Here is a 12474-nt window from a genome sequence, read left to right as displayed (position 1 = left end):
TGCCCATCAAGACGATGGTCCCTTGAGAAAGATCGTCGCCAGCGGCGGCAGCGTCAACGACAGGGAGGCTGCCCTGCCGTGGGCGGGGACCGGTTCGCTCGACAGCGCACCGTTGACGAGGCCGGAGCCGCCATATTCCCGCGCATCCGTCGTTATCCCTTCGACCCACACTCCATCCTTCGGCACGCCGATCCGGTAGCCGTAACGCGGCACCGGTGTGAAGTTCGAGACGACCAGGAGAGAGGAAGTGCGATGGGGGGCATAACGGAGCATGCCGAGGACGGAATTGACGGCGTCGTCGGCTGCCGCCCATTCAAAGCCCTCGGGATGAAAGTCGCCGAATTGCAATGCGGCTTCGTCCCTGTAAAGGCTGTTCAGATCCTTCACCAGCCGCTGAATGCCGACATGCTGGGGCCGATCCAGTACATCCCAGGTCACCGAAGCGTCGTGGTTCCATTCGCCCGGCTGGGCGATTTCGCTGCCCATGAACAACAGTTTCTTGCCGGGATGTCCCCACATGAAAGCGAGATAGCTGCGCAGATTGGCGAATTTCTGCCATTCGTCGCCCGGCATCTTCGTCAGCAGCGAGCCTTTGCCATAGACGACCTCGTCATGGGAAATCGGCAGTATGAAGCGCTCCGAATAGGCATAGATCATGCCGAAGGTCATCGTGCCATGATGATGGCTCCGATAGACCGGATCCTTCTCGATGTAGCTCAGGCTGTCATGCATCCAGCCCATGTTCCATTTGATGTCGAAACCGAGGCCGCCCTGCTCGGGTGGCTTCGTGACACCAGGCCAGGCCGTCGATTCCTCGGCGATTGTCATCGCATGCGGGCAGCGCTCGTGAATGATGCTGTTCAGGTGCTTGAAGAATTCGACCGCTTCCAGATTTTCGCGGCCGCCATATTGATTGGGAACCCACTCGCCTTCATTGCGGCTATAGTCACGGTAAAGCATCGATGCCACGGCATCGACGCGCAACCCGTCGATATGGTAGCGCTCCAGCCATTCCAGCGCACTGGCGATCAGGAAGCCTTTGACCTCGTTGCGGCCGAGATTGTAGATCAGCGTGTTCCAGTCGCGGTGAAAACCCTCGCGCGGATCCTCGTGCTCGTAGAGCGCGCTACCGTCGAAGCGGGCAAGTCCCCAGGCGTCTGTGGGAAAGTGGGCCGGCACCCAGTCGAGGATGACGCCAAGCCCCGCCCCATGGCAGCGGTCGACGAAATAGGCGAAATCCTCAGGCGTCCCATATCGGCCGGTCGGGGCAAACAGGCCAAGCGGCTGATAGCCCCAGGAGCCGCCGAACGGATGCTCCATAATCGGCAGCAGCTCGATATGGGTAAAGCCCATGTCACGAGCATAGGGGACAAGCCGCTGGCTGAGTTCAACCCAGTCGAGCGACCTGTTGCCGTCTTTCTGGTCGCGGAGCCAGGAGCCGACATGCACCTCATAAACCGAGACCGCGCCCTCCAGCCTCGCCTGCCGGGATCGGCCCTTCATCCAGCCGTCATCGCTCCATCGAAATGACGTCGACGATGCGACGATGGACGCTGTGGATGGGGCGGCCTCGCTCGCCCTCGCCACCGGATCGGCCTTATGCGGCAGGCAGGTTCCAGCAGCATCGACGATCTCGAACTTGTATCGTTCGCCAGGCGCCAGCCGGGGAATGAACAGCTCCCAGACACCCGCCGACTGCCTCAGCCGCATCGGGTTTCGCCGACCGTCCCAGGCGTTGAAGTCGCCAACGACCGAGACCCGCCGCGCGTTCGGGGCCCACACGGCGAAACGAACGCCTGATATGCCGTCGATCGACATCGCCACGGCGCCGAGCGTCCGGCTCAGACTATAGTGGGTGCCCTCCGAGATCAGATGGAGGTCGAGTTCTCCGAGCAACAGGCCGAAACTATAGGGGTCCTCGGTGATCTGCACCGCATCCGGCCACGTGATCCGCAGGCGGTATCCCGCCCTGGCGACCGTCGCCGCCGCAAACAGGCCGGAGGGGTGGGCGATGCTGAAAGGCGTCACCACTCGACCGCTCGCCGCCTCGATGAGATCGACCGCGTCGGCGCCGGGCAGGTAAACGCGCACGATCGTCATGCCGCTACTTTCATGGGGGCCGAGGATCGAAAAAGGATCGCCGTGGCGTCCCTCGATCAGAGCCTGGAGCTCATCCTGTCCGATGCCCGCCAGCAGTTCCGAGCGCTCAACATTCATGCCGGGACCCCCGCCAGACGCGAAACGATTTCGGTGAAGCCGGAGAGCGGAATGGGAAGCCATTTCGGCCGGTTGCGGGCTTCATAGGCGATCTCATAGGCGGCTTTTTCGAGAAGAAAGGCATCGAGAACCCTCCGTCGTTGACCGGACGGCATGTAAAGCGCCTTCGATGCCGACACCGCCTGCGAATAGGCGCCGAGGAACGCCTCCTCTGCCTGGCGCCCGAAGCGGGCGATGGCGTCGCGCCGGACTTCGTTCTCGTGTTCGATGACGGCGTCGTTGTCGAGCTGGGCGGTGGCCACCAGATAGCTCAGCGATCTCAAAAGCCCGGCGACATCGCGCAGCGGGTTGGTCTTGGCGCGGCGCTCGGCCAGGTTTTTAGCAGGCTCGCCCTCGAAGTCGATGATGACGGCATCGCCCTCGCTGACGAGGATCTGGCCAAGATGGAAATCGCCATGCGTGCGAGTCATCAGCGTATGGCGTGCGGCCTCCGCAAGCGTCGCGGCAAGCTCGGCGAGTTCGGTGCGGCGCTCAAGAAGCGGTGCTGCGAGCAGGCCGATCGCGGGATCGGCATTCTCCTCGCGTTCGGCAAGTTTCGACATGGCATAAGCGACCTCGCCGGCAACCGCCTTCTTCATCGTGTCGACCTCGCTGTCGCCGGCGACGACCGGGCTAAAGGCTTCGTCCCCGGTCTCGCCGGCGAGCACGACATGCAGTTCGCCCAATCTCATGCCGACCATCGCGACGAAGCTGATCAGCGGCTGGAAGACATCGTCGCCGGGCTGGACGGCCGGATCGTTGAGCACGAGTTCGTCTGCCCCACGGCGCAAATTGTTCAGCATCCAGTTCCAGGCGTCGCCCTGATTGCGGATCGCGCCTTGGACGATGATCAATGTCGAACGGCGTCCGCTGGAATCCGTGTGCGCGACCTCGCCCAGCAAGGGGGCGGTGTGGTCATAGCCGGCGCGGGTGAGATAGCGCGTCATCTCGACCTCCGGATGGATTCCAGGAAAGATGTGCCTGATCAGTTTGATCATCGCGAGGTCGCCGACGATCAGCGAACTGTTGGACTGCTCGGCCGAGAGCCAATGGACCGGAAGGTCGTCGGTAACGGCCAGACGGTCGAGCCGCTCCGTGCCGAGAAATTCAAGTGTGCCGGTGCGGCCGGTAATGCGTGAGCGGTCGCCAAGCCCGCGCAGGATGCCGCGCGCCATCGCCTCCACGGCAAATCCGTCCGTCAGGAAGCCGACCCGCCTGCCCTGGCGGACCCGTCCGAGCGCGAGCTGCTGGGTCAGCACGGAGGGTTGCGCATCGTCCCAGGCGACTGCCAGCGGCAGTTGGTAGGATTCGCTATGGTTCGGCAGCACGGCCTCCAATTCGCCGAGCACGATCCCGTCGGCAAACGGTATCGGCGTTGCGGAGATCAGCCGCGCCGCATGAAGCGGCTGATCCTTCGCCCCGAACCACCGCCGCTTGCCGAGATAGGCAGGCAGAATTTCGGTGCTGAGGACCCGTGCAAGCTTGGGTTCATCGACGAGATCGAGCAGGCCACGGCGGATGACCATCGTCACCAGATCGGGAAGCTGCTCAGGTGGCGCCGTGCGCCATGCCGGCGGGTCGGCATCGGCCTCCAACTGGAACCAGAAGAAGCCATAGGGCGGCAGTGTCAGCAGATAGGTCAGCTGGCCGATCGGCGGAAAGGGCGACATGCCGGTCAATTCGATCGGCACGCGGCCCTCGAAGCTCGACAGGTCGAGTTCGACGGCCTGGGGCAGCCGCGAGAGATTTGCGACGCACATCAGGGTCTCGCCTTCATATTCCCTGAGGTAAGCGAGGATCTTGCGGTTCTCCGGTGCGAGGAACCGCAACGAACCACGGCCAAAGGCCGGATGCCTGCCGCGCAGCGCCAGCATCTTGCGCGTCCAGTTGAGCAGCGAATGCGCGTCAGTGCTCTGCGCCTCGACGTTGACGGCCTCGAAACCGTAGAGCGGGTCGGCCACCGGCGGCAGGACGAGACGCGCCGGGTCTACCCTGGAGAAGCCGCCATTGCGGTCCGGAGACCATTGCATCGGCGTCCTGACCCCATCCCGGTCGCCGAGGTAGATATTATCGCCCATGCCGATCTCGTCGCCGTAATAGATCACCGGCGTTCCCGGCATCGAGAGAAGCAGCGCGTTCATCAGCTCGATCCGCCGGCGGTCGCGCTCCATCAGCGGTGCCAGGCGCCGCCTGATCCCGAGATTGATGCGGGCACGCTTGTCGGATGCATAGGTCTCCCAAAGATAGTCGCGCTCGGCGTCGGTCACCATTTCGAGCGTCAGCTCGTCGTGGTTGCGAAGGAAGATCGCCCATTGGCAGTTGTCGGGAATCTCAGGCGTCTGCCGCAGGATATCGGTGATCGGAAACCGGTCCTCCTTGGCGATCGCCATATACATGCGCGGCATCAGCGGGAAGTGGAAGGCCATGTGGCATTCGTCACCCTCGCCGAAATACTCGCGCGTGTCCTCCGGCCATTGATTGGCCTCGGCAAGCAGCATCACGCCGGGATGGGTGGCATCGAGCGCAGCGCGGATGCGTTTGAGGATTGCGTGGGTTTCCGGCAAGTTTTCGTTGATGGTCCCCTCACGCTCGACGAGGTAGGGGATCGCGTCGAGGCGAAACCCGTCGATGCCGGTTTCCAGCCAGAAGCGCATCACCTTCAGGAGTTCCTCCATGACGAGCGGGCTGTCGAAATTCAGGTCGGGCTGATGCGAATAGAAGCGGTGCCAGTAATAGGCGCCGGCGACAGCATCCCATGTCCAGTTGGATTTTTCCGTATCTATGAAAATGATGCGCGTTTCCGGAAACTTCTGATCGGTATCCGACCAGACGTAGAAGTCGCGCTCCGGCGACCCCGCTGGCGCCTGGCGCGCGCGCTGGAACCAGGGATGCTGGTCAGAGGTGTGGTTGATGACGAGCTCGATAATGACGCGGATATTGCGCCGGTGGGCGGCATCGACGAAGGCGCGAAAATCCTCCACCGTCCCGTAGTCGGGGCTGACATTGCCGTAATCAGCGATATCATAGCCGTCGTCGCGGCGCGGAGAGGGAAAGAACGGCAGCAGCCAGATGGCGTTGACGCCGAGCGCTGCGATGTGATCGAGCTTCTGGTGCAGACCGGCAAAGTCGCCGACGCCGTCGCCATTGGCGTCGTAGAACGACTTGATATGCAGCTGGTAAATGATCGCATCCTTGTACCACAGCGGCTGATGCGAGCCATCGGTATTCGTCGTGTCCATTCATGCCTCCCTTGAGCGAATACGCCAGATCGCATAGGGCAGGACGTGGGGATTGAGCCCGATGCTCTGCCATTTGCCAGTCCACTTGAAACGATGCCCGCCGATCAGATCTTCGGCATCCAGCGTGCCGCCATCCCCGAGCGACCACTGCCAGAGCGGCAGCTCGACATCGCTTTGCTGGAAATTGTGGGGGTCGAGGCTGATGGCGATCAGCAGGACGTTGTCACGCGCACGGCTTGCCTTCTCGAAAAACAGGATATTGCCATTTCGTGCATTCAGCAGCGTCAGCCCGAGATGTGAATGCAGCGCGGTATTTTCACTCCGGATGCGGTTGAGCATGCTGATCTCGGCGATGATGTTGCCCGGTCGGTCGTAGTCCCAGGCGCGGATCTCGTACTTCTCGCTATCGGCATATTCCTTGCGCTTGGCATCGGGGCGCCCCTCGCAAAGTTCGAAACCGTTATAGACGCCCCACAGGCCCGAGAGGGTGGCGGCAAGGGCTGCGCGGATCAGGAAGGCCGGGCGCGGTGCGTTCTGCAGGAAATCCGGATTGATATCATGGGTGTTGACGAAAAAATGCGGGCGGAAGAATTCCTTCGCCGCCGTCTCCGTCAGCTCCCGCATATATTGCTCGAGTTCCCACTTGGCATTGCGCCAGGTGAAATAGGTGTAGGACTGGGAAAAGCCGATCTTTGCCAGCCTGTACATGACCTTCGGCTTGGTGAAGGCTTCCGACAGGAAGACGACATCGGGATGACGCGCCCTGATGTCTCCGATCAGCCATTCCCAGAACGGAAAGGGCTTGGTGTGTGGATTGTCGACGCGAAAAAGTTTGACGCCCTGGTCCACCCAAAGCTGGACGACATCCCTGAGCTCCACCCATAGCGAAGGTAGCGCATCCCTGGTGTAGAAATCGACGTTGACGATGTCCTCGTATTTCTTCGGCGGGTTTTCGGCATATTTGATCGTGCCGTCGGGACGCCAGTCGAACCAGCCAGGATGCTCCGTGAGCCAGGGGTGATCCGGCGACGCCTGGATTGCGAGGTCGAGGGCGATCTCCAGGCCATGCCGGCCCGCCGCCTCGATCAGCCGCCGGAAATCCTCGAACTCGCCAAGTTCTGGATGGATGGCATCGTGGCCGCCATCCTCCGAGCCTATGGCATAGGGGCTTCCGGGATCATCCGGCGCGGCTTTCAGGCTGTTGTTGCGGCCTTTGCGGTTGGTCGAACCGATCGGATGAATTGGCGGGAAATAGAGCACGTCGAAGCCCATATCGCGGATGGCCGGCAATCTCGCGATGACGTCGTCGAACGTGCCATGCCGGTCCGGATCGCCACTCTGCGAGCGCGGGAAGATCTGGTACCAGCTGGCAAAGGCGGCGGCCTTGCGTTCGGCATCGACGGCGCTTGCCGCCGAGCAAAGCCGAAACGGCCGCCTGTCGGCCTTGTTCATCAGTTCCGATGTCTTAGGATCAAGCAGGATCGCCGCGCGCTCGGCATCCGGCGCGTGTTCGAGACGGTCGGCAAGGGCTTTCAATTCCGCGCTGAGCGCTGTGCTGGCCTGGGTCTCAGCCGAGCGGACGAGATTCACCCCCTCCTGCAGCTCGAGCTTCAGGTCCAGCCTGGCATCGTTCTTCTTCGTCAGTTCGTAGCGAAAGATCGCAAACAGGTTCCTCCATGCCTCGACGGCAAACTCATAGCGGCCGGTCCGCTCCAACAGGAATTCGGCGCGCCAGCGGTCGTTTTCGACCAGCTGCATCTCCGTCTCGTTCCAGTCCGCCGCATCGAGCGGCCGCCAGAGCAGGACGGCGGCGATCGGGTCGTGGCCGTCTGCGAATATATCTGCCTCGACGGTGACGATGTCGCCGACCACTCGCTTGACTGGGAAGCGCCCTTCATCGACGCGCGGCAGGATGTTTTCGATGGCGAGCCGCGGCGACGCCGTCGCCTGCTCGATATCGAGAATGGGCCGGGATGTGATCGGTGCCGGCGCTTTGCCTTCGATTACCAGGGTCTCCCCTGCCCGCAGCCGTAGAGCCGCGCTGCCGGCAGCCACGGGAAGAAAACCCGAAGCCGCTTCGCGAAGTGCCGTAACCGGAGCGGGCGCGCTTTTCCGAAGGTCCCTGTTGATTAAGATGAAGCGCACATTCTCCGTGCTGCGAAGGTCTTCCGCCTCGGATTGCAGAAGCGCTGAGACCGGGCCATTGGCGTTGCGGATGAGCCGAAGCGTTGCAGCGAAGGCATCTGGGTTCTTGCCGATTTCCGTGTTCGCAAGGCGAATTTGGGAGGAGATATCGAAAGCGAGGTCATGGCGCAGGCCTCGCAAGCCCGTTCCATTCCCATGGGTCGGATCGAGCGGCGTGGCTGCGCCATACTCGAAGCCCATCGGAACCATCACGCCACCACCGAGCGCGGCGGCAAGGCGCAGCGCACGGACGGCGCGCCGTTCGAGGATTTCGCGGCTCTCGGTTCCGTGCGCGATCCGCCGGGAGAATGGCGGCTCCGGAAAGGCGATCTGCCGGCCGAATAACGCCTGCACGCGGTGTTCTTCGATAAACCATCTCTCGTCGAAATCCCACCAGGCCATCGATGAAAAACATCCATCGAAGCCTGCATCCTTGACCGCTTCCCTCGCGCCGAAATCGGTGCCGGGGGTCCAGGCGAAGAATTGCGCGTCCGCCTTCTCGCGCACCGCCGAAATCAGCGATTTGAAGAGCGTCGGCGCGGCGCGATCGATCCCGAGCACCCGGTAGCCGGAGAGGCCTAGAGGGGCCAGTCTTCGCAGCCGTTCGGTCCATTCTTCCAATAGCCGGGATTGAGACTCCGCCGCCATCGCGGACATCGGCTCCGCCGGGTCTAATGGTGAGCGACGGGGGTCGACGGGATGAAAGCCCGCTTCGGGATCCCGAGACTTGCCATCGAGCATCAGGTCCATCATCAAGGCGACACCGCTCTTGCCGGCAGCCTCCGCCAAGCGCGCTACCCCATCCTCGACCGCGCTCCCGAGCGACAGCGGAGGATCGAGGCGATCGAAGTCCCGCGGGGCAAAGACGCTGCACTCCCCGCCCCGGTCGAAGAGAGGCGCCGTCAGCACACGATCGAAACCCGTATCCGCCGCATGGTCGAAAACCTCGCGCCATGCGTCGATGCCCTGAAGTAGAAGCGGATTGACATAATAGATCCGGGGTGGGGTGCTCAACACACCCTGGTTCGTAGAAAATGGCATCGGCCGCCGCCTCGAGTTGCTTTCCATGCAAACTTCCCTTGGCGGTGGTTGTTCCACCGAAACCGCCAATTCGCGATGCGCGACGATCACCGATCGCACCGACGTTCGCTCATCAACGGCGCTCAATGATGCAGAGAGTGCTTGAGGATTCATGCCGCTTTTGGGTAGTCTCGCCTCTCCCAGGAGGGTACCCATTTGGCTGTTGACGGCGCATCGGTGTTTCGAACGATACTCGTCACTGCAACGCTTGCAGCGTGCGTCTCGTCCCTCGCCTCCTGGAGCATCGATACCGATCGTTCGACTCCTCACAAGCACGGCCTGTTTGAGATCCGCGAGGAGGCCAGGCGTTTCATCTCGGGTGAGAACGCCAAGGGGAGCGAGCAATGGCAAGCGTTGGAGCCCAACGCCAAGGTGCTGGTTCCTCGATGCGCGGTCCCGCTCCAAACACAATGGACGCCGACGAGCCTCGGCCGTTCGAAACCCAGCGTCATGGTGATTTGCGCAGCCGCGGTGCCGAACACCGTGATGAAAACTTGGGATGTGCATGTTCCCGTAGAGCGGAAGTCGCACCATCCTTAAGGGCGGGCACCTGAGCAAGATTTGATGTACTGAATGAAAACACTTCGATTGCAATAGAGACAACCAGACGTGGATGTATCGGTAGAACTGTGCTCCTATCCCGAACTTGACGACCGGATCGTGATCGTTCGAGCGGGCGACGAAGTCGATGGCGTGTTTGTCCGGACCGAGAGGTTCAACGTCCTGATCGATACGCTCGGGACGCCCGAGCTATGCCGAATGGCGCTGGATCTGCTTGAAGAGAAGGCTGCAGCTCGCCCGCTGATGGTCATCAACTCGCACATGGATTGGGATCATTTCTGGGGAAATGCCGCCATTGCGGGCCGCGCTCCCATCATAGCGCATGCCGCGGCGCTCGACCGCTTGCGTGATCCCTCCGCGCAGCAGATCCTCAGAGACAAGGCCAGTCAGGAATCGAGATTTCGGAATGTCGAGCTCATCGGTCCCGATATCACCTTCTCCGGCTCGATGGTTCTCAACGGCGGCGATCTCACGCTCGAACTGATCCATACGCCCGGGCACACGCCCGACCATATCGCCGTATGGATCCCCGAACTTCGCATCTGCCTGGCGGTCGATGCGGTGGAATACCCCATTCCCGAAGTCTGGAGCAAAAGTGCCGAAGACCTTCGCCTGATCCGTTCCTCGCTGGAGCGTATCCGTGACCTCGATGCGAGACTGGTCATCCCCGCGCATGGCCAGACGTCTTCACCTTCAACGGTGAATGCGAACCTCGTCTATTTCGAAGCCTTGGCCGATCGTGTCGATGGGTTGAGCGAAAACCAACTGGCGGATGGACAACTCAGCCGCTCAAGCGACTTCCGGCTTGAAGATTTCGTCATCATTCCCGACGGGATGCCTTTGGATACGGTGACATTCTACCGGAACTGCCACGAGACAAATCTTGGCGCCACGGTTCAGGCCCATATCGAAAAACGGAATCACGCATAGGGGATAGCATGCAGGAGACCATGACGTGAAACCATTGGAGGGCGGGCGAGCCGGGCAGATCTGGCGTGACGGCAACACCGTCATCAGACCATCAGGCGTATGGACGCCGACGGTTCATCGGTTTTTGCGCCATCTCAGGACCAGAGACTTTCTGGGAGCGCCGGTGCCGATCGACATCACAGGGGAAGGCCAGGAGATCGTCAGCTACGTCTCCGGGCGCGTCTGCGAAGACTTGCGTGACCCATTTGTCGGATCAGAGACCATGCTGATTTCCGCGGCCAGGCTTCTGCGCGATTTTCACTCGGCGTCTCAAGGGTTTCTGGCAAGGGATGGCGAGGTCCAGACATGGATGCTGCCGCCGCAGGAACCGCGCGAGATCGTCTGCCACGGAGATTATGCGCCTTACAATGTCGCAACCGCAGAACATGAGGCTGTCGGGGTCATCGATTTCGACGCCGCCCATCCCGCGCCGCGCCTATGGGATCTGGCCTATGCTGTTTACCGCTGGGGGCCCTTGTCCGATCCTTCCAATCCCGGCGTGATATCAGGCCTTGATGAGCAGCTGCGGCGGACGGAAATCTTCTGCATGGCTTACGGCACGACGGCAGAAGAGCGGCGCCAGCTGCCGGAGACGATCTGCAGGCGGCTTCAAGCGCTCGTGAATTTCATGCAAACAAGGGCCTCGGCCGGAGACGAGACCTTCGTGGAGGACGTGGCCGCAGGAGACGATCGGCTGTATCTAAACGACATCGACTACATCAGCAAACATCGAGATCGGCTGCTGCGCGCGCTGCGGTGACGCGCCTCTGGCAATTACAGCCACTTCCTTCGGCGGAAAAAACCGAACAGACCCAGACACAAGACGGCAATGACACCCAGCACGAAGAAATAGCCATACTGGAATTTCAGTTCCGGCATATCGCTGAAATTCATGCCGTAGATACCGGCGATCGCGGTGGGAACGGCGAGGATCGCCGCCCAGGCGGCAAGCTTGCGGGCAATCGCCGTCTGCTCCGTCTGGCCGATCATCACACTGGCCTCGAAGGCGAAGGCCAGCACCTCGCGCAGCGCGTCGATATCCTCCTGGACCCGGCGCACATGATCGGTCACATCGCGAAACAGCGATTGCAGCGTCGGATCCATGCCGGGAAGATCGACATGCTCATATCGCCGGCAGACGTCGACGAGCGGCACCACGGCATTGCGCAGCCGCAGAAGCTTGCGGCGTAAGAGGTAAAGCCGTTCGATGTCGGACTTTGCCAGCTGTTCGCGCAGCACCAGATCTTCAAGTTTTTCGACCTCCTCCTGCACGACCTCGATCACCGGCATGTAGTTGTCGACGATGAAATCCAGGATGGAATAAAGAATATAATTCTCGCCGTGGGCCAGCGCCGTCGGCGTCGCCTCGCACCGCTGCCGCACCGCCAGGTACGAGGACGAGTCCCCGTGGCGGACCGAGACGACATAACCGCGACCGACGAACAAATGCGTTTCGCCGAAGACGATTTCGTCATCCTTCATATGGGCGGTCCGGGCAACGATGAACATTGCGTCCCCATAGGTCTCCAGCTTCGGTCGCTGGTGGGGCTGTGCCGCGTCCTCGATCGCCAAGGCATGGAGATTGAACTCGGCCTGGACCTGGTGCAGCAGCACTTCATCCGGCTCGTGCAGGCCGATCCAGACGACGGCATTCTCCCGGCCTCGCCATTCACCGGCCTCTTCTATCCTGATGTCGCGAATGCGTTGCCCATGCTGGTAAACGGCAGCAGCCACGACGCCGGGACGTTCATAGGGCGGCGATGTCGAACCGCTGCCGGCCCGCGGGGAAATGCTGTCCAGATTCTTCAGCTGTTCCAAATCCTGCCGTCCTCCACTCCCGCACGGATCACATATCCGCAGCCATCCGTCTGCCGGTCAGGCGGTCAGCCCATCATAATGCTATTTCGTAAAACATGCATCTGCCTCGATGTGGAGGGCTGACCCAGCGCCTTCATCGTGGCAAGGCGCGTGCAATCACGTATCCGTGGAAATATCGTCCCAGTCCTGATCCATGTAGCCGATCAGCCAGTTGAGAGCGTAGTGGCGTGCGTAGACAGCCCCCTGAGCGCAAAAGCGACATAGGCTTTCCAAAAAGGTGGTAAACGGCGTTTTACATATTGAGCAAATCGTTAAATTGTTTTTGTTAGAAACTCCTCATCCAGTCCGGTCAGAAGCCGGAAGTTCG

The 12474-nt window shown here is 61.3% G+C and carries 7 protein-coding genes and 1 pseudogene; 3 read left to right on the top strand and 5 right to left on the bottom strand.

Features of this window, described 5'->3' with window-relative positions; translation table 11 throughout:
- Window positions 1-6 precede the first annotated feature (6 nt).
- From glgB to J3O30_RS26200, 3 genes are read right to left on the bottom strand one after another with little or no spacing between them, the layout of a single operon-like run.
- A complete protein-coding gene (glgB, locus tag J3O30_RS26210; RefSeq protein ID WP_207584696.1) occupies window positions 7-2217 on the bottom strand; it encodes a 1,4-alpha-glucan branching protein GlgB in 2211 nt (736 codons plus the stop codon).
- Window positions 2214-5495 carry a maltose alpha-D-glucosyltransferase gene (treS, locus tag J3O30_RS26205; protein WP_207584695.1) on the bottom strand — a complete coding sequence of 1094 codons (3282 nt, stop codon included), beginning with the start codon at window positions 5493-5495 and terminating at the stop codon, window positions 2214-2216. The genes glgB and treS overlap by 4 nt, the downstream gene beginning before the upstream one ends.
- Window positions 5496-8720, bottom strand: coding sequence for an alpha-1,4-glucan--maltose-1-phosphate maltosyltransferase (locus J3O30_RS26200; protein ID WP_207584694.1), 3225 nt, complete (start codon window positions 8718-8720; stop codon window positions 5496-5498).
- Between the two features lie 216 nt (window positions 8721-8936).
- On the opposite strand from J3O30_RS26200, the gene J3O30_RS26195 reads away from it, so the two are divergent.
- The 3 genes from J3O30_RS26195 (at window position 8937) to J3O30_RS26185 (ending at window position 11049) form a co-directional block, all read left to right on the top strand.
- Window positions 8937-9299, top strand: a complete 363-nt coding sequence (locus tag J3O30_RS26195) for a hypothetical protein (protein WP_207585194.1) — start codon at window positions 8937-8939, stop codon at window positions 9297-9299.
- Between the two features lie 69 nt (window positions 9300-9368).
- On the top strand, window positions 9369-10250 hold the full coding sequence (locus J3O30_RS26190; RefSeq protein ID WP_207584693.1) for an MBL fold metallo-hydrolase: 882 nt from the start codon (window positions 9369-9371) through the stop codon (window positions 10248-10250).
- A gap of 25 nt (window positions 10251-10275) precedes the next feature.
- Window positions 10276-11049 (top strand): aminoglycoside phosphotransferase family protein, encoded by a 774-nt coding sequence (locus J3O30_RS26185; RefSeq protein ID WP_207584692.1) that lies wholly within the window; start codon window positions 10276-10278, stop codon window positions 11047-11049.
- 14 nt (window positions 11050-11063) lie between these two features.
- Here the strand turns inward: J3O30_RS26185 and J3O30_RS26180 are convergent, their stop codons facing one another.
- Together J3O30_RS26180 and J3O30_RS26175 are read right to left on the bottom strand one after the other, a co-directional pair.
- The gene (locus J3O30_RS26180; protein ID WP_207584691.1) at window positions 11064-12107 is read right to left on the bottom strand and encodes a magnesium and cobalt transport protein CorA; all 1044 of its coding nucleotides are present in this window, start codon (window positions 12105-12107) and stop codon (window positions 11064-11066) included.
- Window positions 12108-12263: 156 nt separating this feature from the next.
- Window positions 12264-12353 (bottom strand): annotated as a pseudogene (locus J3O30_RS26175) (DUF4272 domain-containing protein); the annotation flags it as partial.
- Between the last annotated feature and the right edge of the window lie 121 nt (window positions 12354-12474).

Source organism: Rhizobium sp. NZLR1, from assembly GCF_017357385.1.
In the GTDB taxonomy this organism is placed as follows: Bacteria; Pseudomonadota; Alphaproteobacteria; order Rhizobiales; family Rhizobiaceae; genus Rhizobium.
This window is presented reverse-complemented; position numbering and strand designations above follow the sequence as displayed.